The following is a 22,155-nucleotide window of genomic DNA, read 5'->3' as shown; positions in this document are numbered from 1 at the left end:
CCCAGACCCGATAAGTCAGACACACTCGCAGACACCGGCACCACCCCCGAGAGCAGTACGCAGAAGCCTACGCCGAAGCTAAACCAACGGCATTGCGGCTAGGCTCGCGCCCGTACGTAGGAAAGCCGTATCCGGGAGACGTCCAAGATGGCCAAGAAGCGCCCGCAGACCAAGGGCAAGCCGCAAGTCACCAGTGGAGAGATCCCGGTCGTCGGTGCCCGCGAGCCCTGCCCCTGCGGCAGCGGCCGCCGCTACAAGGCCTGCCACGGCCGGGACGCCGCCCACGCGGTGACCGAGTTGGTGCAGCGCCCCTTCGAGGGCCTGCCGGGCGAGGGCGACTGGGTCGCGCTGCGCGAGCTGGTGCCCGCGGCGACGGTCGAGCTGCCCCTGAAAGACGCCCTGCCCGAGGGTGTTCCGTCGGTCACCCTCGCGACCGTGCTGCCCATGGCGTGGCCCGCGCTGCGCCGTGACGACGGCTCGGTCCTGCTGGGTCTGCAGAACGACACGCCGTCGGGCGACATCAGCCGCGACCTGGCGGACACCCTGCAGCGCGCGCTGACGACCGAGCCCGGCAACCCCGTACAGGCGCGCCGCGCGCCCGCCGACGGTCCGCGGCTGCAGGACCTGCTCGACGCGAACGGCGCTTTCGAGCCGGTCGTGCACTCGGGCTTCGAGTTCTGGGTCCCGGACTCGGAGAACGCGTCGGGCGAGGTCGGCGCCTCCCTGGAGCGGGCCAACGCCGCGGCGATCCCGACCGTCAAGCTCACCGGCGTGGACAGCGCCTACTGGTGCGAGACCCCGGACAAGAACCACCTGCGCTGGGTCATGCCGCACCCCGAGGAGAAGCTCCTCGACGCGCTCGCGCGCCTGCACGCGGCCGGCTCGTCCTCGCTCGGCGAGGGCACGCGTCTCGTCGGTTCGTTCCGGGCGCACGGCCTGACGGTTCCGGTGTGGGACCTGCCGAGCTCGGTGAAGGCGGAGGACGTCGAGAAGCCGGCCGCCGAGTTCGCCGAGCGGCTGGCCGACGCCCTGGCCACGGACGCGCCGCTGACGGCGGACGAGCGCCGCGCGCGCGGGGGCCTCACCAACCGACAGGTGACGCTGAGCTGACGCGCGGGGCCCGGTTCGGACCATGGGACGGGCCTCACCGGAATGGGTGACTCCGGTCACAACTCCCGGTAGTTGCAGGTAAATCCATGTCCGAATAGAAGAGATCGAATTTGTAAACTGCCGATCTCTTGTTACCGTTCAAGTAGCCCGGTTGCTGGTGCATCCCCCGTCGCCAGCAACCGGGCGCTTTCATACCCGCGCCCGGCCGGGGAACCTCAACGTCCGTATGCGGGCGCCGAGTTGGTTCCGGACCGGAGCAGCAGCGGGCCCTCGCCGTCGGCCGCGTACTCCGCCACCGCGGCGTACCGCGCGGGCTCGGCCCGGGTCGGTCCGCGCGGCGTCTCGCACATCCCCGGCTCGTCCTCGGCGCCCACCGCGCAGGTGATCCGCACCGTACGTCCATCGGGCGCCATCAGGGTCAGTACGGCGCTGAGGCCCTCGCCCGTCGTGTTCCGGTAGTAGGTGCGCGCCCAGGTCTCCTTCGCCTGGCGCAGCACGCAGGTCTGCGCCTCGATGCCCTCAGGCGAAGTCAGCTGCGGGCCGCATTGCGCGGCGGCGGCCATACCAAGGCCGGTCAGCAGGGGGGAGGCCGGGTGGCCGGCCTCGTCACCGGGCTTTTCGTCGGCAGGACCGTGCGCCGGGGTGGCACTCGCCACGGGGCCCGCCTTGTCGTCCACCTTGTCCGCCGCGCCGTCCGGCGCGGACTCGGCCTTCGGTACGGACTCCGCCTTGGGCGCGGCCGGCCGCTCCGGCCTGCCGTCCGGGGGCCCCGCAGAAGCGCCCGCCAAGGGCAGTGCGGCGATGAGCACCACTCCGGCGACGAGCCCGAACAGACGGAGGCGCGACGCGGGTTTCTCCTGTGCGCGCTCGCACTGAGCCTCGGGACTCTTCAGGGGCGGGGGCGCGGCAGGCATGCGCCGAACATAGCGGCGCACACCCGACACGGTGGTCCGCAGCGCGCCCGATACCGCTACAACTCGGGCGCGCTCACACCCGTACGAGTGAGCGCCTCCACGACCGCGTCGACCACGGCCTCCACGTCGGGTGTCCAGGGCGCCGCCGAGCCGGGCAGGGGTGCGCGCTCCCAGCGGACCTGGCCCGCGCCCGTGACGGACGGTGGCAGGGCGAGGTAGCCGCCCTCTCCGTGGAACCGCAGGGAGCCGGGCACGAAGTCCTGCGCGTAGAGCAGTTCGCCGAGCTGTTCCAGGGAGTAGGGCGCGACGAGGATCGCAATCCGTTCCGGGGTGGCGATCACCGGGCCGAGCCGGACATCGGCGCGGTCGAGCGCCGCCAGCGCGCGGGCGCCCGCGACAGCGGGCAGGCTCACGGCGCACGGCGCGCGCCCTCCGGCCGTCCCGGACGAGGCGCCGGTGGCGAGGATGACAGGGGCATCGGGCCGGTTGCTCCACCACCAGCGCACCATGCGCTCGTCGGTCGTCGCTGTGAGCAGTCCCGGATCGAACGGGTGGGCGCCGGGCACCGTGCACTCAGGGTCGGGGCATGCGCACCGGACGCCGTCGCGGCGTCCCGCCGCCGCGAGAGCTATGCCCGGCAGCACCGGCCACTGCCACGCCGTCGCGAACGTGAGGGCCGCGCTGGTCAGGTCAGACTTCCCGCTGTCCCGCCTGGACAGGATCCTGCGTCGCCTTCCGGGGATCTCGCGCATGAGCGCTCGTTCCTTTCCGTTGACCGAAGAGAACGCTGTGGGCCACATCACAACATGTGTCGAACAGTCACCGTGCGTACGTGCTGGAGCGCTTGACCTCAGCCGTGGCTGCCGGCCCGGGGACAACCCCTATAGTCCGAGCGCCTGCTGGGTCCTTCATAAGCCTGGCGTGGGGTGGCGGCGCCTGGCGTTTCGCCGTCCCGCGTACTTTTCGGCGCCTCCCCCACGGGAGGATGGGGCTCGGTCGTCGATGGCTATGACGCCCGGGTCCGGCACCAGGTTCCGGGTGGATCCCAACTGCCCCTGGTCTTCACCGAGTACGTACCCACCATGACCGCTATGACGCTCCGTCGAACGATGCCAGTCGACCTCAGCACGCTGTTCACCGAGTCGGTTTCTGGCCAACTTGGAACGATCTCGATCGCGAATTGATCATGAGGGAGAACCGAGATCTCAATATCGCAGAAACCACATGACCACCAGGGACACCGGGAATCCCCGCAGGACAATGCTGGACATCCCCTCTCCAGTGCGTGTAGATGTGGAGACATTGCTGGCGGCGCAGAACAACATGGGGGTTTGCGATGCTATTGAGCAATACGCGCCGGTCGGAAAGCCGGAAGCCATGACAACCCCGCGTCTGCCGAAAGTGGCCGGAATCGATTCCTCTCCTGGACAGGTTCCCCCTCCTGCCCACACTGTCGCGCCCGCACCCGCGGTGGCACCCGTCGCTGCCGTACCCCCCGCCCCAGGAGCCGTGATCCAGGACCGGCTCGCCGGCTGGGTCTCCGACCTCACGACGCTGCACGAACTCACCGAGCGACTGGCTCGCACCGGCGCACTCGACGAGGCACTCCACGAGCTCCTGCGCGCCGGAGCCGTCCTGGTGGGCGCCCGGCGCGGCCTGGCCGTCCTGGAGCCGGGCGACGGTCTGGGCCCCGACACCACCGTCGGCCTCGGCCTGACCCGCCCCGACCTCGGCCACCTCGAGACGGTGCCGCGCGGCGCGACCTCGTACGGGCGCATCCTCGACGGGTTCAGCACACAGGACGAGGCCCGTGCCGACCTGTTCGCGGAGGACGGGCTCGACCCCCGCCTGCGCGAGGTCGCCGCGCGCCTCGGCTGCGCCGCGAGCTACGCACTACCGCTCGCCACCGACGCCGCGGGCCGGCTCGGCGCGGCCGTCTGGTTCTACGACGAGCCCGCCGCACCCACCGAACGCCGGCGCCACCTCATCGGCCTGTACGCGCGCTACGCCACCGAGCACCTGGCCCGCCTGCTCGACACCGAGCGCACGCGCGCGTGGTCGCGCACGCTCTCCGACGAACTGCTGCCCGCGCGGCTGCCCCGGATCCCGGGCGTCCAGCTCGCCGTACGGCACCGCACCGGGCCGCGCGGCGGTGGTGACTGGTACGACGCACTGCCGCTGCCCGAGGGGGCGCTCGGCCTTGCTGTCGGTTCGGTCACGGGCTCCGGCGCGAGCGCGGTCGCCGCCATGGGCCGCCTGCGCGCCTCCTTGCGGGCGTACGCGGTGATGGAGGGGGAGGACCCGGTCGCCGTCCTGTCCGACCTCGAGCTCCTGTTGCGTCTCACCGAGCCGGCGCGCAGCGCGACCGCCCTGTTCGCGTACTGCGAGCCCGCGCAGCGCAAGCTCGTCCTGGCGGGCGCCGGGCACAGCCCGCCCCTGGTGATCGGGGAGCGCCGCACCGAGTTCGCGGAGACGACGCTGTCCGCGCCCCTGGGCATGCTCGCCTGCTGGGAGGCGCCGAGCGTGGAGATCGCGCCGGAGCCGGGCGAGACGGTGCTGCTCTACACGGACGGCCTCCTGCACCGCACCGGTGACCCCATGGACCGCGCCTTCAGCCGGCTGCACGCGGCCGCCGCGGGCGTCCCCAAGGCGCTCCGCGAGGACCCCGAAGCCCTCGCCGACCATGTGCTGCACACGATGCTCCCGGACGGCCTCGACGCGGTCGACAGCGACGAGGACGTGGTACTGCTCGCGGCGCGTTTCGCGTAGGCGCCCCCGCACGCTCGGTAAGAGGCCCTCCGGCCCTGGACCCCCTTCCGTACGCTCGTACGATGGAGGGGGTCCACTGCCATACATGGCCATCACCCCAGGCCATACCCCGGTCGTCAACGGACCCGCGTCGAGGAGGAACCGTGTCGGAGGAGCTCACCCCGGAGAACCCGGAGATCATGGAGGCCCCCGAGGGCGACGAGCCCATCAAGCAGCGCAAGAACGGCCTCTACCCCGGTGTCTCCGACGAGCTCGCCGAGAACATGAAGTCCGGCTGGGCCGACACCGAGCTGCACGACCTGCGGCCGATCGAGCAGGCCGCCGAGACGGCCGCCCGCCGCACCGCCCTGTCCGCCCGCTTCCCGGGCGAGCGCATCGTCGTGCCCGCGGGCAACCTCAAGACCCGCTCGAACGACACCGAGTACGCCTTCCGCGCCTCGGTCGAGTACGCGTACCTCACCGGCAACCAGACCGAGGACGGCGTCCTCGTCCTGGAGCCGACCACCGACGGCCACCAGGCGACGATCTACCTGCTGCCGCGCTCCGACCGGGAGAACGGCGAGTTCTGGCTCGACGGCCAGGGCGAGCTGTGGGTCGGCCGCCGGCACTCCCTGACCGAGGCCGAGAAGCTCTACGGCATCCCTGCCAGTGACGTGCGCGAACTCGCCGACACGCTGCGCGAGGCCACCGGTCCTGTGCGCGTGGTGCGCGGCTACGACACCGGCATCGAGGCCGCTCTGACCGACAAGGTCACCGCCGAGCGCGACGACGAGCTGAAGACGTTCCTCTCCGAGGCGCGGATCGTGAAGGACGCGTTCGAGATCGGTGAGCTGCAGAAGGCCGTCGATTCGACCGTGCGCGGCTTCGAGGACGTCGTGAAGGTCCTCGACAAGGCCGAGGCGACGAGCGAGCGCTACATCGAGGGCACGTTCTTCCTTCGCGCGCGTGTCGAGGGCAACGACATCGGCTACGGCTCCATCTGCGCGGCGGGCCCGCACGCCTGCACGCTGCACTGGGTACGCAACGACGGCCCGGTCCGCTCCGGCGACCTGCTGCTGCTCGACGCCGGTGTGGAGACGCACACGTACTACACCGCCGACGTCACGCGCACGCTTCCGATCAACGGCACGTACAGCGACATCCAGCGCAAGATCTACGACGCCGTGTACGAGGCCCAGGAGGCCGGTATCGCGGCCGTCAAGCCGGGCGGCAAGTACCGCGACTTCCACGACGCCTCGCAGCGCGTGCTCGCCGAGAAGCTCGTCGAGTGGGGCCTGGTCGATGGCCCGGTCGAGCGCGTCCTGGAGCTGGGGCTTCAGCGCCGGTGGACCCTGCACGGCACCGGGCACATGCTCGGCATGGACGTCCACGACTGCGCGGTCGCGCGGACCGAGGCGTACGTGGACGGCACGCTGGAGCCCGGCATGGTCCTCACCGTCGAGCCGGGTCTGTACTTCCAGGCCGACGACCTGACCGTGCCCGAGGAGTACCGCGGCATCGGCGTCCGGATCGAGGACGACATCCTCGTCACCGAGGACGGCAACCGGAACATGTCGGACGGGCTGCCGCGCCGGGCCGACGAGGTCGAGGCCTGGATGGCAGGTTTGAAGGGCTGATTCTCGGCTTATAGCGGTGCATTCGGAGGCGGGGCTGTGGACACACGGCCCCGCCTTTTCGTGCGGAGGAGACCTGGTGTGCCGTCAGCCGAACTGAGCGGCGTGCCCGAGGCGTTGCTGGCGCAGGGCCAGGCGCTGCGCGTACGGAGCTTCGACGACGCCGTACGCGCCTTCCTGGCCACGCACCCGGCGGCACGGTCGTCACGCTCGCCGAGGGACTGGAGACACAGTTCTGGCGGGTCGACAACGGGCGGGCTCGGTGGCTGCGGGAGTTGATCGCGGGCTGCGCCGAGCGGTTCGGCGGCGGGGCCCTGGTCTCCGACGCGGTGCCGCGCTGGTTCAGCGAGCACACGACGACCGGGCGGATGCGTACGAAGCAGGGGTACAGCACGCCGCCGATGCCGTGGGGACTCAACGCGGGGGAGCTGCACAAGATCCGCACCGCGCACCCTGCCATCAGCGACGTACGGGAACTGCCGCTGCCGCGAAGGCGCGGCATGTACTACGGGACGCTCGCACCGCTGCTCGGGAAGGTGCCCGCCCTGCGGAACGTGCGGCCGACCATGACGGCCGTCGCCCGTTTCCAGTGACAGGGTGGCGCGGGTTCACACCGCCATGAGCGGGGTGTCCTCGCGCCACTTGAGAAGCCTGTCGAAGCTGACCACCGTGCCCGGTCCGCCGGGCTTGGTGGCGACGTCCACGTGGTCGGCGAGTTCATGGATGAGGCCGAGGCCCCGGCCGTGCTCGGCGTCGTCGGGCGCCTGACGCGGTGTCGTACGGCCCCTGAGCGGGGGCATGCCAGGCCCCGAGTCGGCGACCTCGATGCGGCACTTCTCGCCGTCCAGATAAGCGGTGACCCGGTACGCGCCCGAGGAGTCGCCGGCGGAGTGGGGGCCACCGTGCTCGACCGCGTTCGCACACGCCTCGCTGAGGGCGACCGACAGGTCGTAGAGGACCTCCGGGTCGACGCCCGCGGTCTCCATGGTGCCGACAAGAAGGCGTCTGGCGAGCGGCACGCTCGCAGCCTCGCGCCGCAGATGGAGGGACCACCAGATGCTCATGCTCCAGCCTCCTGGCCGCGGCTCGACATACCGATACGTATTGCCAGCGCCGGTCCCGCGCAATCGCGCAGTTGTCGTGAGACCGCCCATATGGCCGACGCGAGCGGGGCACTCGTAGCGGTAAGGGAGATTTACGACCTTGCGGACCTGCCGTATGGGACGGGTAAGGCCAGTGGGATGATGACCACGCCATGTCTGCCCCCCACCCGCGCAGGACGCGCAGCGCGGCCGGTCTCCGGCTGCTGAGGGCCGCGGTGTTCGCCGCGGTCTGCGTCGTGCTGTCCGCGGCGGGGCACGTGCTCGGATCGACCGCCACCGTACCGCTGTGGACGCTGTCGCTCGGCTTCCTCACGGCGTTCTGCGTGGCCGCGCCGCTGGCCGGGCGCGAACGGTCGCTGCCCGGCATCGCCGTCACGCTGGGGATCGGGCAGATCGGCCTGCACACCTTGTTCGGGCTCGGTCAGCACGACGCGACGGGCACGAGCGGGTCACGGCTCTCCGTGGTGGAGCAGGCCGCGCACCTGATGTGCGGGGCCGGTGCCTCGGCGCTCAGCCCGGTACAGGCACAGCGCATCCTCGACCAGGCGCGCGTCCCGTCGGACGCCACCGGGGGGATGCACCACGACATGGCGGTCACGGCAGGCTCCTCCATGCCGCTGCTGCCGTCCCTGCCGATGCTCATCGGGCACCTCCTCGCCGCGGTCGGCGCCGGGTGGCTGCTGCGCCGCGGCGATCTCGCCCTGAGCCGCATCGTGCGGCTCTCGAAGGTGTCGGCGCAGCAGGTCGCGGAAGGGGCGCTCGTGCGTTCCCTGCGGGGTGCGCTCGCGCTCGTACGGGCTCTGCGGGCGGGCCCCCTCGGCGCGCTCGGGGCGCTGCCGCGCGCGCCGCATGCCGGGTTCCCGGCACTGCCCGCCCTGCGAACGGCGGCGCTTCAGCACTCCGTGATCCGGCGCGGGCCGCCGGCCGGTGGCGACACGTTCCTTCTCGCTGCCTGACACAGCATCCGTACTCCCGCGCGACCCGTGTGGTCCCGCGTGGGGTGAGGAGTGCTGTGCGGCACGCGCGCGTACCCGTGTCTCCACCGCGCCGCAACGGCGCGCGGTGGAGCGGGACGCGCCCCTCACCCTTCGCTGGATCCCGCCGAAACGTGGAGTTCACTCAGTCATGAAGAAGATGTCCCGCGCCGCTCTCGTCGGTGCCGCCGCCGTCTCCTCCGTCGTCCTCGTCTCCGCCCCCGCCTTCGCGCACGTGAGCGTGCAGCCGGAGGGCGCCGCCGCCAAGGGCGGCTACGCCGTGGTCGACTTCAAGGTGCCGAACGAGCGTGACGACGCCGCGACGGTCAAGCTCGAGGTCAACTTCCCGACCGACCACCCGCTCGCCTCGGTGATGCCGCAGCCGATGCCGGGCTGGAAGTCCGAGGTCACCAAGTCCAAGCTCGACAAGCCGCTGGAGATGCACGGCGAGAAGATCACCGAGGCGGTCTCCAAGGTCACCTGGACGGCGACCGGGTCCGGCGCCGACAAGGGCGTCCAGCCCGGCTACTTCCAGAAGTTCCCGGTCTCGATCGGCGCCCTGCCGACCGACGCCGACGAGCTCGTCTTCAAGGCGATCCAGACGTACGACAACAAGGAGGTCGTGCGCTGGATCGAGCCGCAGCAGGAGGGCCAGGAGGAGCCGGAGAACCCGGCGCCCGTGCTCGCGCTGACGGCCGCCGACGACGACGAGCACGGAACGTCCGGCGCCTCGGCCGACAAGGCCGATGACGACAAGGAGGCCACGGCGGCCTCCAGCACGTCGTCCGACAGCTCCGACAGCGATACCACCGCCCGCGTCCTCGGCATCGTCGGCATCGTCATCGGCGCCGCCGGTGTGGCGTTCGGCGTCCTGGCGGGCCGTCGCCGCACCACCAGCTGAGCCACCCGTGACGGGTGCCGGGGCCGCGGTGGGCGGCCCCGGCTCCCGCCGCCCCCTTCAGATCCGGGACATTCCTCTATGCGCACGACCATGAATACGATCAAGAACAAGAAGTTGCTCGCCGCCGCCGGACTGGCCTTGGCGGCCTCCCTCTCCCTGTCGGCCTGCGGCAGCGGCGACGACAGCGGCAAGTCCGTGGCCGACGTCTCGACCGAGGCCGGTACGAAGAAGGCCGCGACCGTCCTCGACCAGCCCTTCAAGAAGCCGGACCTGGTCCTCACCGACACCCACGGCAAGAAGTGGGACCTGCGCGAGCAGACCGAGAACAAGCCGACGCTGATCTACTTCGGCTACACGCACTGCCCCGACGTCTGCCCGCTGACGATGAGCAACATCGCCGTCGCCAAGAAGGCGCTGCCCAAGTCCGAGCAGGACAAGCTCCAGGTCGTCTTCGTCACCACCGACCCCGACCGGGACACCCCGGCCGTGCTCGGCAAGTGGCTCAAGGCGCAGGACCCCGACTTCATCGGCCTGACCGGCGACTTCGCCACCATCCAGGGCAGCGCCCGCACGCTCGGCATCTCCATCGAGCCGACCAGCAAGGACAAGAACGGCAAGCTCGTGTCGATGCACGGGACACAGGTCATCGCCTTCTCGCCGAAGACGAACGCCGGTTATGTCCTCTACGGCGAGGACGCCACGGTCGACGACTACACCAAGGACCTCCCCAAGATCATCAAGGGGGCGACACCGTGAGGCGCGCTCCCGTGGCCGCGGGCGCCATAGTCCTTGCCTGTGCGCTCGCACTGACCGCCTGCGGGTCCGACAGTTCCGGTGACACACCGGAACTGAAGGTGGAGGGCGCGTTCATCCCCGAGCCCGCCTCCGATGACATGGCCGCCGGGTTCTTCCTCGTACGCAACGGCGGCGGCGCCGACACCCTCTCCTCCGTCAGCAGCGACATCGCCGGTCAGGTCACCCTGCACAGCACCAAGGACGGCGTGATGAAGGAGCAGGACTCCTTCGCCGTCCCCGCCAATGGCGAGCTGGACTTCGAACGAGGCGGCAATCACCTCATGTTCGAAAACCTGAAGCGGAAGCCGAAGGAAGGGGACAAGGTGACGGTGAAGCTGCGCTTCGACAAGGCGGGGACCGTCACCGTCTCCTTCCCGGTGAAGGCCGCCACCTACAACCCGGCGTCGGACACGTCGTCGCACGCTTCTCATTGAAGGGGCTGACCCGTACGTGAAGACCATCGCTCCCCGTCTCCGGCACCCGGCGCCACGCTTCCGGTATCTGGTGCTGCTGTTCCTCGCCGTCACCGGCGCGCTCCTGGCCGGTGCCGCGCCCGCGTCCGCGCACGCCGCGCTGACCGGGAGCGATCCGCAGCAGGGAGCGGTGGTCGAGACGGCGCCCAAGCAGGTCTCCCTGACCTTCTCCGAGGATGTCGCCATGTCGGGCGGCTCGGTGCGCGTCCTCGACCCCGCGGGCAAGCGCGTCGACAGCGGCAAGGCCGGCCACCCAGGCGGGACGACGTACACCGTGGGGCTCCACGCAGGCCTGCCCGACGGCACCTTCACCGTCGCCTACCAGGTCGTCTCCGCCGACAGCCACCCTGTCTCCGGCGCCTTCACCTTCTCCATCGGGGCACCCTCCAAGACCACCGCGGTCGTCGCCGACCAGAACGCGGGCGGCGGCGTCGTCGGCGCCCTCTACGGCATCGCGCGGTACGTCTCCTACGCGGGCTTCATCCTGCTCGTGGGCGGCGCCGCGTTCGTGCTCGGCTGCTGGCCGCGCGGCGCCGGGATCAAGCCCGTGCAGCGCGTCGTCGTCAGCGGCTGGACCGCGCTCACCGCGGCCACGCTTGCCCTGCTGCTGATGCGCGGCTCGTACACCGGCTCCGGCAAGGTCGGCGACATCTTCGACATGACGCTGCTCGGGCAGGTGCTGCAGACGAAGTCCGGCGCGGCCCTCACCTCGCGCCTCCTGCTCCTCGCGGCGGCCGCCCTCTTCATCGCCGTCCTCTTCGGGGCATACGTGAAGCGGGCCGAGGACGGCGACAAGAAGGAGGTCAGGGACCTCACCTTCGGACTCTCCGTCGGCGGCGCCGTCGTCGCGGCAGGGCTCGCCGCGACCTGGGCCATGGCCGAGCACGCCTCGACCGGCATCCAGGCCGGTCTCGCCATGCCCGTCGACATCCTGCACCTGCTGGCCGTCGCCGCCTGGCTCGGCGGCCTGACGGCCCTGCTCACCGCGTTGTACCGGGCGCCCTCCATCGAGGCGTCCGCGGTACGGCGCTACTCCCGAGCGGCGTTCATCAGCGTCGTCACGCTCGCCGCGACCGGGCTCTACCAGTCGTGGCGGCAGGTCGGTTCCTGGTCCGCGCTGACCGGGACGCGCTACGGGGTGCTGCTGCTGATCAAGGTCGGCCTCGTCGCCGTCCTCGTCGGCATCGCCTGGTTCTCCCGGCGGTGGACGGGCCGACTTTCTGAGCAGCTGACCACGGAGGACGCCGGGGAGACCGAGGCCGCCGTCGCGTCGGTGGGGCAGCAGCGCGCCTCCGAGAAAAAGAGCAGGGTCGCGGTCGGCGGCAGCGGTGCTGAGAAGGGCGCCGACTCCGAGGAAGACGGCACGGAGAAGGAGGGGCAGGCCGGGCGGGACCCCGAGCGCGCCGCGCAGCTCGCCCGCCAGCGGGCCGCCGTCGCCACCGCCCGCGCCAAGCGCACGCGCGACGCCGACCCGCACCGCTTCGGCCTGCGCCGCTCGGTCCTCGCCGAGGCGGGCGTCGCGGTCGTCCTGCTCGCCGTCACCACCATGCTGACCACGACCGAACCCGGCCGCACGGAGGAGGAGGCCACCTCCGCCACCTCCAGCGCGCAGGTCCGGTCCGAGCCGCTCTCGCTGAAGCTGCCGTTCGACACCGGCGGCGCCGACGGCAAGGGCACGGTCCTGCTCGATCTGGACCCCGGCCGCACCGGTACCAACGAGATGCATCTCTACGTCCAGCGACCCGGCGGCAAGGCCTTCGACGTCCCCGAGGTGAAGATCTCCTTCACCCTGGAGGCGAAGAAGATCGGCCCGCTGCCCGTGGTTCCCGATCGCATCGCCACGGGACACTGGACGGCGAACAACGTACAGATCCCCGGCGCGGGCGACTGGAAGATCGCGGTGACCGTGCGCACCTCTGACATCGACCAAGTGACCGTCACCAAGAACGCGAAGATCGGCTGAACCACCATGGCGGACACCGAAAGCCGTACGGCCTCGCAGACGCAGGCCGCGACGGCGTCCGAAGGCATCACCCGGCGCCGGCTCATCGGGACGGCGGGCGCCACCGGCGTCGCCCTCGGCGCCGTCGGCGCGGGCGCGGGGTACGCCGTGGCAGCGTCGAACACGCCCGAGCAGTCGACCGCGCTGACGTCGCTGGGCGCGGACGAGGTGATGTTTCACGGGAAACATCAGCCCGGCATCACCACCCCGCTGCAGGCCCGCGGCCATCTCGTCGCCTTCGACCTGGCCGCGGGGGCGGGCCGCAAGGAGGCCACCGCTCTGCTGCGCCGCTGGTCGGCAACTGCCGAGCGGCTGATGGCGGGCGAGGCGGCGGCGAGCGACGACACCGACGTCGCCCGCGACGCCGGACCGTCCTCGCTCACCGTCACCTTCGGCTTCGGGCACAGCTTCTTCTCCCGTACGGGGTTGGAGAAGCAGCGCCCGACCGCCCTGGACCCGCTGCCGGACTTCTTCTCCGACCATCTCGACAAGGCCCGCAGCAACGGCGATCTATGGGTGCAGATCGGCGCCAACGACTCCCTCGTCGCCTTCCACGCCCTGCGCGCGCTCCAGAAGGACGCGGGCAAGGCGGCGAAGGTGCGCTGGCAGATGAACGGCTTCAACCGCTCGCCCGGGGCCACCGCCCGTCCCCTGACGACCCGCAACCTGATGGGGCAGATAGACGGCACCAACAACCCCAAGCCCGCCGACGCCGACTTCGACAAGCGGATCTTCGTGCCGGGCTCGGGCTCATCGAGCTCCCCCGCGTGGATGGCGAACGGCTCGTACGTCGTCGTACGGCGGATCCGGATGCTCCTCGACGACTGGGAGAAGCAGTCGACGGCGGCGCAGGAGAGCGTGATCGGGCGCAAGAAGTCGACCGGTGCCCCGCTGACCGGTGGCGACGAGACGACCGAACCGGATCTGGAGAAGACGGACGCCGCCGGCGACCTCGTCGTCCCTCTCAATGCCCACGCCCGCATCACCCGGCCCGATCAGAACGGCGGTGCGGCGATGCTGCGCCGCCCGTTCTCCTTCCACGACGGGTTCGACACGGACGGCGCCCCGGACGCGGGCCTGCTCTTCATCTGCTGGCAGGCGGACCCGCTGCGCGGCTTCGTCCCCGTCCAGCGCAAGCTCGACCGCGGCGACGCCTTGTCGCAGTTCATCCGCCACGAGGCGAGCGGCCTGTTCGCGGTGCCGGGCGGGGCCGAGAAGGGCGGATACGTGGGGCAGGAGCTGCTCGAGGGGTGAGGGGGCGGGTGTGGCCTGTGATGCGTCCGTGAGCCGGGCCGCGCAGGGCCCATTAGGGTGACCTCATGCCAGCCAGCTACGCGTATCTCGGCCCCGAGGGCACCTTCACCGAAGTCGCCCTGCGCACGCTCCCGGAGGCTGCCACCCGCGAACTCGTGTCGATGGTGTCCGTGCCGGCGGCGCTCGACGCCGTCCGCAACGGCGAGGTCGAGGCCGCGTTCGTGCCGATCGAGAACTCCGTCGAGGGCGGCATCACCACGACCCTCGACGAGCTGGTCGCGGGCCCGCCGCTGATGATCTACCGCGAGGTGCTGCTCGACATCGCCTTCGCGCTGCTCGTACGGCCCGGCACCAAGCTCGGCGACATCAAGACCGTCACCGCGCACCCGGCCGCACAGACGCAGGTCCGCAACTGGATGAAGACCCATCTGCCGGACGTGACCTGGGAGTCCTCCGCGTCGAACGCGGACGGCGCCCGCCTCGTCCGGGAGGGCCGCTACGACGCCGCCTTCGCCGGGGAGTTCGCGGCCGCGCGCTACGGGCTCGAGCCCCTGGTCACCGAGATCCACGACGCGCAGAACGCGCAGACCCGGTTCGTCCTGGTAGGCAGGCCCGCCCGGCCCGCGGCGCCGACCGGCGCGGACAAGACCTCGGTGGTCATCTGGCAGCGTGACGACCGCCCTGGCACGCTCATGGAGCTGCTCCAGCAGTTCGCGATCCGCGGGGTCAACCTGATGCTGTTGCAGTCGCGGCCCACGGGTAAGGGCATCGGCGACTACTGCTTCGCCATCGACGCGGAGGGCCACATCTCGGACCGCAGGGTGGCGGAGGCGCTGATGGGCCTCAAGCGGGAGTGCCCGCAGGTCCGCTACCTGGGCTCGTACCCGAGGGCCGGCGTCGCCGTCGAGGACGTACGGCCTCTTCGGTCGGGTACGTCGGATGACGCATTCGTGACTGCGTCCGACTGGCTGACACGCTGCCAGGACGGCCGGTTCTGAGCCACCTGTAGCCGGTCCCGGCTTTCCACACACCCTCGCCCCCGGTCCGACCAGCGGATTTTCTTCGTCCACAAGAGTTATCCACAGGGTCCTTCTCGACGTGGGGATAAGTCGACAGCAAGACGCGACATGGTCGACAAATCGGTCTACAGGCCCCAAGTGCGTCCACAGCCCCCTACGTCACCCCTCATCGCACCGCGTCCATCCTTTTCCTTCGATCAACTCTTTGGAGTGAAGAATTTCCACCCGAAAGTGAGTATGGAGCAGGTTTGATCCGAGAATCGTGCGCGATGGATACGGCTTCCGGAACACCCCCTCCGACATCCACAGATCTTTCTCACAGCCTGTGGACAACTCTTCGGCGGATCGCACGCTTGTGGACAACCGAGCCTCAAGTCCCCTCCGGCGCAAGGGTTTCGAGTCAAGACTCCAGCCCAGATCTGGCCCTTTCGGGGAAAACGGGCTTTTCCATTGACGCGCGCCCGGCGCGAGCTCTACGTGCGTCACGAGCGGCCCGGCCTGATCCTTTTTCGGCCACGCTCCGCCACTACTCCATTTCACAGCAAATCGGCCATAAAGCGGCGCAATGGATATCGGGTCGAGAGCCGGAACCCCGCACCGGTAGCCTGGAGGGGTGATTGACCTTCGCCTGCTCCGTGAGGACCCCGACCGTGTTCGCGCCTCCCAGCGCGCCCGTGGAGAGGACGTCGCGCTCGTCGACTCCGTCCTGTCCGCCGACGAGCGGCGCAGGTCGTCCGGGCTCCGCTTCGACGAACTCCGCTCCGAGCAGAAGTCGCTCGGCAAGCTCATGGGCAAGGCCACGCCCGAGGAGCGCGCGGAGCTGCTCCAGCAGGCCGAGGGCCTCAAGGCGCGTGTGAAGGCCGCCGAGGCCGACCAGCGTGACGCCGAGGAGGAGACCCAGCGTCTCGCCCTCCAGCTGGGCAACGTCGTGCACCCCGACGTCCCGCGCGGCGGCGAGGAGGACTTCGTCGTCCTGGAGACGCACGGCACGATCCGCGACTTCGGCGCCGAGGGCTTCGAGCCCAAGGACCACCTGGAGCTCGGCGAGGCGCTCGGCGCCATCGACGTCGAGCGCGGCGCGAAGGTCTCCGGCTCGCGCTTCTACTACCTGACGGGCGTCGGCGCCCTTCTGGAGCTCGCGCTCGTCAACGCGGCGATCGCGCAGGCCACCGAAGCCGGCTTCACGCCGATGCTGACCCCGGCCCTGGTGCGCCCGCGCGCCATGGAGGGCACAGGCTTCCTCGGCCAGGCCGCGGAGAACGTGTACCACCTGGAGAAGGACGACTACTACCTGGTCGGCACCTCCGAGGTCCCGCTCGCCGCGTACCACATGGACGAGATCCTCGACGCGGACCAGCTGCCGATGCGCTACGCCGGGTTCTCCCCCTGCTTCCGCCGCGAGGCGGGCACGTACGGCAAGGACACCCGTGGCATCTTCCGCGTGCACCAGTTCGACAAGGTCGAGATGTTCTCGTACGTCCACCCCGACGACGCGCAGAACGAGCACCAGCGCCTCCTGGACTGGGAGAAGCAGTGGCTGACCGGCCTCGAGCTGCCCTTCCAGGTGATCGACGTCGCCACCGGTGACCTCGGCTCCTCCGCCTCGCGCAAGTTCGACTGCGAGGCGTGGATCCCGACGCAGGGCAAGTACCGCGAGCTGACCTCCGCGTCGAACTGCGACGGCTTCCAGGCGCGCCGCCTGTCGGTCCGCATGCGCGACGGCAAGAAGGTGCAGCCGCTCGCGACCCTGAACGGCACGCTCTGCGCGGTGCCCCGCACGATCGTCGCCCTCCTGGAGAACCACCAGCAGGCCGACGGCTCCGTGCGCGTGCCCGAGATGCTCCGGCCGTACCTCGGGGGCCGAACCACTCTTGACCCCAAGTAACCGCAGCCTGGAGCCGATCCCCCAGTGAGCCACCCCGCTCCCCTCGCCCCCGCCTTCCCGTACAAGCTCGTCGCGACCGATCTCGACGGAACGTTGCTGCGCTCCGACGACACGGTCTCCGGGCGGACGCGGGACGCACTCGCCGCTGTCACGGCGGCGGGTGCCGCGCACATCATCGTGACCGGCCGGGCCGTGCCCTGGACCCGCCACATCCTCGACGACCTGGGCTACGACGGGATCGCGGTGTGCGGCCAGGGCGCGCAGGTCTATCACGCGGGGGAGCACCGCCTCCTCACGTCGGTGACGCTCGACCGGCAGCTCGCCGGGCTGGCGCTCGCCAAGATCGAGGCGGAGATCGGTCCACTGGCGCTCGCCGCGAGCCGTGACGGGCTCGACGGCGAGGTCATCGTCGGCCCCGGCTACCACGAGGGCGGCGGCCTGCCCGCGACGCCGTTCACGGACGTCGCCGAGCTGTGGGCCGCGCCGCTCAACAAGGTCTATGTGCAGCACCCGAAGCTCAGCGACGACCAGCTCGCAGAGGCGGCGCGCACCGTCGCCGGCGATCTGGTGGGCGTCACGATGGCGGGCGAGGGCATCGTGGAACTGCTGCCGCTCGGCCTTTCGAAGGCGACGGGGCTCTCGCTGGCCGCCCGCCGTCTCGGCGTGAAGGCCGTCGACACGATCGCCTTCGGCGACATGCCCAACGACATCCCGATGTTCGCGTGGGCGGCTCACGGCGTGGCGATGGCCAACGCGCACGAGAGCCTCAAGGAAGTCGCCGACGAGGTGACCGCGTCGAACCAGGACGACGGGATCGCGGTCGTGCTCGAGCGGTTGCTGGGCTGAACCAGCAGAGGGACCGGCGCTGACATCAGCGCCGCGTCGCTGTGGCGGAGGATGCGCGGATCGAACGCGCGCGGGGCGGTCAGCCCCGACGACGGCTTAGCGGGCCGCTGCCTTACCACTCGGCCAATCCTCCGGGAGGGGCGGCCCGCGTGCCGCGGAGGGCACGCGCTCGAAGCGGCCGCCCCGGGCAGCACCCCTGGGCGGACCTCGACGGAGTGCAATGACTACTCCGGAGCCTGCCTCGGGCTGCCCCGCAGGGAGCTCGACGGACTACTGACAGACATCGTCGCGCTCCTCTCCCGGCGGGTGGGCGCCGGTGGGCCCCGGCGCGGTGTGATGCGGTGTTACGACAACTACTGTGCCCCGGGGCCGAGTTCACCGCCACCGAATTAATCGCGGGCGCTCACGCGGTCATCGCCGACGCCACCTGCGGCGCCTCACCTTGCTGAAGAACCACCCGGCGGGCGGCTCGTCCGAACGCCACGGCTGTGGGTCCGGGCCGCCGTCGCGCCACCGCGCGGCGAGCATGCGGGCCCGGGCGGACGGTTCGGCCGTCTCGGCGGCGCGTATGAAGTCGGCGTCCAGGACCACGCCGTCCCAGGCGTCGCCCGGGCCGGGCCGGGCCCCGTCACCGGTCGGCTTCTTGGCCATCGTCGACCCTCCTCGGGTGGCTGTCGGACCGCGCACCCTCCCACCAGTGTCCCGATGGGAGGGTGAAGGCGGCATGAAGAAGGGCGCGGAGCCAGGACGGCCCGGGTCCTACTCCTCCCCCGCCAGCTTCAGCGACCGCAGTCGCTGGCCCGCGTACCAGGTCGCCACCACAGTCACGCCCGCAAGGAGCACCGTGGCGAGCGGCAGGCCCACGTCCGAGGTGATGAGGTCGCCCCCGGACACCTTGTGGGCGACCGCGAGGGACCACTGCTGCACGCTGAGCGTGCGGGCCCCGGCGACCAGGGAGCCGAAGAGCGCCTCCCATACGAGGGCGTAGACCAGGCCGAACACGACGGCGTGCCGGGTCACCGTGCCCAGGAGCAGGAAGATCGCGGCGTACGCGATGGAGGCCACCAGGGCGGCGATGGTGTAGGCGACGGCGATCTGCTGCCCGTTCCCGTTCAGGATCAGACCCGCGATCAGCGTCGGGACGGCCGAGAAGACCATGGTCACCGCGATCGCCACGATGAGCTTCGTCAGAATGATCGTGGGGCGTTTGACCGGCTTGGACAGGAGATAGACCACCGACCCGTCGTCGATCTCGGGGCCGATGGCGCCGGTACCCGCGATGACGCCGATGAGCGGCACCATCGTGGCGAGCGCGAAGCCGCCGAGGACGTCGGACGCGGTCTGGTCGTCCGCCCCCGTGAGGCCGCGCACCAGCGCGGAGATCACGACGAGTAGTACAGGCAGCGCGAAGAGGATGAGGGCGCGGCGTCGGCCGAGCAGGGCCCGGTAGGTGAGCCGGGCGACAGTGGGGTCGTACATCAGGGCCTCCTACGCCGCGACGAGATACGAGAAGACGGACTCGAGGGACTCGTCGGACGGCGAGACCGTGAGCAGGCGGATGCCGTGCGCCCGCGCGACCTTCGGCAGCAGGGTGGTGAACCGGCCGAAGTCGACGGCCTGGATGCGCAGCGCGCCTTCCTTCAGGTCGACCTCGATGCCCGCCGTCGACGGGTCCGCGATCAGCGCGGCGGCCAGGGCACGGTCGTCGCTGGAGCGGATCAGGTAGCGGTGGGGGCGGTCGGTCATCAGGCGGCGGATCTTGCGGAAGTCACCGCTGGCCGCGTGGCGTCCGGCGACGATCACTTCGATGTGCGAGGCGAGCTGCTCGACCTCTTCGAGGATGTGGGAGGAGAAGAGCACGGTGCGCCCCTCGTCCCCCATGCGCCGCAGGAGGTCCATGAGCTGCATGCGCTGGCGCGGGTCCATGCCGTTGAACGGTTCGTCCAGAAGCAGCACGGACGGCTCGTGGACGAGCGCGGAGGCCATCTTCACGCGCTGCCGCATGCCCTTGGAGTACGTAGAGATCTTGCGGTCCTGCGCGTACTCCATCTCGACCGTGGCGAGCGCCCGCTGGGCCTCCTTCTTGCCGAGGCCGTGCAACTCGGCGTTGGCCACGACGAATTCCTCGCCTGTGAGGAAGTCGTACATCGCCTCACGCTCGGGGACGATGCCGATGTGCCGGTAGATCTGTTCGTTGCGCCAGATCGGCTGCCCGTCGAGGGTCACCGATCCGTTCGACGGGGCCAGGAAGCCGCCCATCATGTTGATGAGCGTGGACTTTCCCGCACCGTTCGGGCCGAGGAGGCCGGTCACGCCGGGGCCGATCGTCATCGTGACGTCGTTGACGGCCACGACGTTGCCGAACCAGCGCGAGACGTGGTCGATGTTGATCGCGGTCACAGTCCGACCTTCCGGTAGCGGCGCATCAGCAGCCCGTAGGAGCCGGCGATGAGCCCGAGTACGACGAGCAGATAGACCACGCCCTGGCCCGTGCCGGGGCCGTCGGCGCCGGGGAAGGCTGAGGTGGCGCCCAGGAAGGCGGTCTGTACGCCGTCGATGAGCGTGATCGGCGAGAACAGGCCGAGCCAGGACACCGCGCTCCCGTTGCCCTGGGTGTCGGCGATCGCCTGGACCGTGGAGACCGCTCCATAGGAGATGGTCAGGACGGCGATGACGGCGGCGATGCCGAAGCCGCGGCGCGGTGTGACGGCGGAGACCACGAGCCCTATCCCGGCGAAGAGCAGCGACAGCAGGGCCACGGAGACCAGTCCCTGGGCGAATCCCTTGGTCTGCTCGGAGAAGTCCAGCTTGGCGAGCAGAGAGCCTACGTAGAGGACGAGCAGCGGGGCGGCCGTGAGGACGAACAGGGCCGACGTCATGGCGGCGTACTTGGCGACCACGTAGTCCACGCGCTCGATGGGGCGCGAGAAGTACAGCGGCACCGATTTGAAGCGCAGGTCGCGGGAGACGGCCTGAGGCGCCTGCGACGCCACGTAGAGGCCGATCACCGCCTGGAGGATGATCGCGTAGCGCGTGTACTCGACGGGGAGATCCTTCGCCTTGGTGGTGACGGCGACCGCGACCATGATCAGCGCGGGGACGCACATCACGACGAAGAGCAGCATCGGCAGCACTTTGGACTTGGCCGAGCGGCCGAGTCCGTACGCCCCGCGCAGGCTCTGCGAGAACAACGAGCGGCGGGCGTACGCGCGGCCGAGACGCGGGCCGTCGTAGTGGCGATAGCCGATGTTGTGGATCTGGCTGGACGCACGGTCCGTGGCCATGGGCTCAGTGGTCATCGCGCGAGCCTCCCGTCTGCTGTGCGGCGGCCGTGGCCGCCCAGGCGGCGGCACGCTCGGAGGGCTGCTCCCGGTGGGCCTCGTCCTGGGGGCGGAAGACCTCCGCGATGTGGTGCCTGCGCTGTTCCATGCGGACCAGGCCGAGGCCGAGGTCGGCGACGACGTCGCGCACGATGTCGTACGTCTCCTCGCCCTGGGCGGTGAGCAGGACGGTGTGGCCCGCGCCGGGCAGCTCGCCGCCGGTGGTCGTCTCGATGCCGCGCCGGGCGAACGCCTCGCGCAGCGCTTTGGTCCCGTCGGGGTGTTCGTCGCTGTCGGTGACCTCGATCGCGAGCGTCGCCGTGTTCTGCGTGAAGTCGGTGGTGGAGCTGGAGCGCAGCAGCTTGCCGCCGTCGATGACGACGACGTGGTCGCAGGTGCGCTCGAGCTCGCCGAGCAGGTGCGAAGTGACCAGCACCGAGATGCCGAAGTCGGTGTGGACGCGGCGGATGAGGTCCAGCATGTCGTCGCGGCCGACCGGGTCCAGGCCGTTCGTCGGCTCGTCCAGGAAGACCAGCTGCGGGTCGTGGACGAGGGCTTGGGCCAGCTTCACCCGCTGCTTCATGCCCGTCGAGTAGCCACCGATGGGGCGGTAGCGCTCCTCGTACAGGCCGACGTGGCGCAGGGTGTCGGCGGTGCGCTCGCGGGCGGCGGTGGGCGGGAGCCCCGACATGCGTGCCATGTGGACGACGAACTCGGTGGCCGAGACGTCGGGTGGCAGGCAGTCGTGCTCGGGCATGTATCCCACGCGCTCGCGGATCTCACCGCCCTTGGTGGCGACGTCGAGTCCGAGCACTTCTGCACGGCCCTCCGAGGCGGGGGAGAGGCCGAGGAGGATTTTGATCATCGTGGACTTGCCGGCGCCATTGGCTCCGACGAGTCCGGTCACCCCGGGCCCGATATCCATGGTCAGCCCGTCGAGCGCGGTCACCCGGGGGAACCGCTTGCTCAGGCTTTCGGTCGCGATCACAGTCACGGTTCGACCGTAGTGGCGCGGGCCACACGGAATCGTCAGACCAGAGGGTCGACCTTTTATGAGACCTGAGTATTACGGGTCCCTAGGGGCAATGCCGTTGTTTTACGGATTCGCGGGTTGGGGTCGTTGGATACGGACGGCTTGGACGCCGCCGCGGGTGGGCTGGGGCCAATGGTGGTGTTC

The 22,155-nt window shown here is 70.5% G+C and carries 21 protein-coding genes and 1 tRNA gene; 13 read left to right on the top strand and 9 right to left on the bottom strand.

The genetic code is table 11. The features are described from left to right. Positions 1-147: 147 nt before the first annotated feature. Positions 148-1,110 (top strand): DUF5926 family protein, encoded by a 963-nt coding sequence (locus ACH4RC_RS41225; protein WP_398209966.1) that lies wholly within the window; start codon positions 148-150, stop codon positions 1,108-1,110. A gap of 215 nt (positions 1,111-1,325) precedes the next feature. Here the strand turns inward: ACH4RC_RS41225 and ACH4RC_RS41220 are convergent, their stop codons facing one another. Next, positions 1,326-2,024 carry a hypothetical protein gene (locus ACH4RC_RS41220; RefSeq protein WP_398209964.1) on the bottom strand — a complete coding sequence of 233 codons (699 nt, stop codon included), beginning with the start codon at positions 2,022-2,024 and terminating at the stop codon, positions 1,326-1,328. A gap of 56 nt (positions 2,025-2,080) precedes the next feature. After that, entirely contained in the window at positions 2,081-2,776 is a 696-nt protein-coding gene (locus tag ACH4RC_RS41215; RefSeq protein ID WP_398209961.1) for a bifunctional DNA primase/polymerase, read from the bottom strand. Between the two features lie 508 nt (positions 2,777-3,284). On the opposite strand from ACH4RC_RS41215, the gene ACH4RC_RS41210 reads away from it, so the two are divergent. The 3 genes from ACH4RC_RS41210 to ACH4RC_RS41200 all read left to right on the top strand — a co-directional run bounded on the left by ACH4RC_RS41210 (position 3,285) and on the right by ACH4RC_RS41200 (position 6,999). Then, positions 3,285-4,793, top strand: coding sequence for a PP2C family protein-serine/threonine phosphatase (locus tag ACH4RC_RS41210; RefSeq protein ID WP_398209972.1), 1,509 nt, complete (start codon positions 3,285-3,287; stop codon positions 4,791-4,793). A 143-nt stretch (positions 4,794-4,936) separates the two neighbouring features. Beyond that, entirely contained in the window at positions 4,937-6,409 is a 1,473-nt protein-coding gene (locus ACH4RC_RS41205) for an aminopeptidase P family protein (RefSeq protein ID WP_398209958.1), read from the top strand. Between the two features lie 272 nt (positions 6,410-6,681). Beyond that, on the top strand, positions 6,682-6,999 hold the full coding sequence (locus ACH4RC_RS41200) for a hypothetical protein (protein WP_398209955.1): 318 nt from the start codon (positions 6,682-6,684) through the stop codon (positions 6,997-6,999). 15 nt (positions 7,000-7,014) lie between these two features. Here ACH4RC_RS41200 and ACH4RC_RS41195 read toward each other — a convergent pair whose 3' ends face one another. Further along, positions 7,015-7,470, bottom strand: a complete 456-nt coding sequence (locus ACH4RC_RS41195) for an ATP-binding protein (protein WP_398209952.1) — start codon at positions 7,468-7,470, stop codon at positions 7,015-7,017. Positions 7,471-7,661: 191 nt separating this feature from the next. Between ACH4RC_RS41195 and ACH4RC_RS41190 the strand changes: the two genes are divergently transcribed. The 9 genes from ACH4RC_RS41190 to ACH4RC_RS41150 all read left to right on the top strand — a co-directional run bounded on the left by ACH4RC_RS41190 (position 7,662) and on the right by ACH4RC_RS41150 (position 17,658). After that, positions 7,662-8,465 carry a hypothetical protein gene (locus ACH4RC_RS41190; RefSeq protein WP_398209950.1) on the top strand — a complete coding sequence of 268 codons (804 nt, stop codon included), beginning with the start codon at positions 7,662-7,664 and terminating at the stop codon, positions 8,463-8,465. 169 nt (positions 8,466-8,634) lie between these two features. Next, positions 8,635-9,384: a YcnI family protein gene (locus ACH4RC_RS41185; RefSeq protein WP_398209948.1), complete on the top strand. Its 750-nt coding sequence runs from the start codon at positions 8,635-8,637 to the stop codon at positions 9,382-9,384. 90 nt (positions 9,385-9,474) lie between these two features. Continuing rightward, positions 9,475-10,140, top strand: coding sequence for an SCO family protein (locus tag ACH4RC_RS41180; RefSeq protein ID WP_398209947.1), 666 nt, complete (start codon positions 9,475-9,477; stop codon positions 10,138-10,140). Further along, a complete protein-coding gene (locus ACH4RC_RS41175) occupies positions 10,137-10,613 on the top strand; it encodes a copper chaperone PCu(A)C (RefSeq protein ID WP_398209945.1) in 477 nt (158 codons plus the stop codon). The genes ACH4RC_RS41180 and ACH4RC_RS41175 overlap by 4 nt, the downstream gene beginning before the upstream one ends. Before the next feature lie 16 nt (positions 10,614-10,629). Further along, positions 10,630-12,615, top strand: coding sequence for a copper resistance CopC/CopD family protein (locus tag ACH4RC_RS41170; RefSeq protein WP_398209942.1), 1,986 nt, complete (start codon positions 10,630-10,632; stop codon positions 12,613-12,615). Between the two features lie 6 nt (positions 12,616-12,621). Further along, a complete protein-coding gene (efeB, locus tag ACH4RC_RS41165; RefSeq protein WP_398209940.1) occupies positions 12,622-13,908 on the top strand; it encodes an iron uptake transporter deferrochelatase/peroxidase subunit in 1,287 nt (428 codons plus the stop codon). A gap of 65 nt (positions 13,909-13,973) precedes the next feature. Next, positions 13,974-14,906, top strand: coding sequence for a prephenate dehydratase (gene pheA, locus ACH4RC_RS41160; protein WP_398209938.1), 933 nt, complete (start codon positions 13,974-13,976; stop codon positions 14,904-14,906). Positions 14,907-15,540: 634 nt separating this feature from the next. Then, positions 15,541-16,812 carry a serine--tRNA ligase gene (gene serS, locus ACH4RC_RS41155; protein ID WP_398209935.1) on the top strand — a complete coding sequence of 424 codons (1,272 nt, stop codon included), beginning with the start codon at positions 15,541-15,543 and terminating at the stop codon, positions 16,810-16,812. A gap of 24 nt (positions 16,813-16,836) precedes the next feature. Beyond that, positions 16,837-17,658 (top strand): HAD family hydrolase, encoded by an 822-nt coding sequence (locus ACH4RC_RS41150; protein WP_398209933.1) that lies wholly within the window; start codon positions 16,837-16,839, stop codon positions 17,656-17,658. A gap of 42 nt (positions 17,659-17,700) precedes the next feature. On the opposite strand, the gene ACH4RC_RS41145 is transcribed toward ACH4RC_RS41150, so the two are convergent. From ACH4RC_RS41145 to ACH4RC_RS41120, 6 genes are all read right to left on the bottom strand, one after another. After that, positions 17,701-17,791 (bottom strand) — tRNA-Ser (locus tag ACH4RC_RS41145). 278 nt (positions 17,792-18,069) lie between these two features. Further along, positions 18,070-18,309 carry a hypothetical protein gene (locus ACH4RC_RS41140; RefSeq protein WP_398209931.1) on the bottom strand — a complete coding sequence of 80 codons (240 nt, stop codon included), beginning with the start codon at positions 18,307-18,309 and terminating at the stop codon, positions 18,070-18,072. Positions 18,310-18,417: 108 nt separating this feature from the next. Next, entirely contained in the window at positions 18,418-19,137 is a 720-nt protein-coding gene (locus ACH4RC_RS41135; RefSeq protein WP_398209929.1) for an ABC transporter permease, read from the bottom strand. 9 nt (positions 19,138-19,146) lie between these two features. After that, a complete protein-coding gene (locus tag ACH4RC_RS41130) occupies positions 19,147-20,058 on the bottom strand; it encodes an ABC transporter ATP-binding protein (RefSeq protein WP_398209927.1) in 912 nt (303 codons plus the stop codon). Continuing rightward, positions 20,055-20,957, bottom strand: a complete 903-nt coding sequence (locus tag ACH4RC_RS41125) for an ABC transporter permease (RefSeq protein WP_398209925.1) — start codon at positions 20,955-20,957, stop codon at positions 20,055-20,057. The genes ACH4RC_RS41130 and ACH4RC_RS41125 overlap by 4 nt, the downstream gene beginning before the upstream one ends. Beyond that, positions 20,947-21,966, bottom strand: a complete 1,020-nt coding sequence (locus ACH4RC_RS41120; RefSeq protein ID WP_398209969.1) for an ABC transporter ATP-binding protein — start codon at positions 21,964-21,966, stop codon at positions 20,947-20,949. Before ACH4RC_RS41120 ends, ACH4RC_RS41125 begins: the two co-directional genes overlap by 11 nt. Between the last annotated feature and the right edge of the window lie 189 nt (positions 21,967-22,155).

Origin of the sequence: Streptomyces sp. NPDC016845 (assembly GCF_044332585.1) — a bacterium.
In the GTDB taxonomy this organism is placed as follows: domain Bacteria; phylum Actinomycetota; class Actinomycetes; order Streptomycetales; family Streptomycetaceae; genus Streptomyces.
The sequence above is the reverse complement of the archived record's forward strand: the minus strand, read 5'-3'. Positions and strand labels throughout refer to the sequence as shown.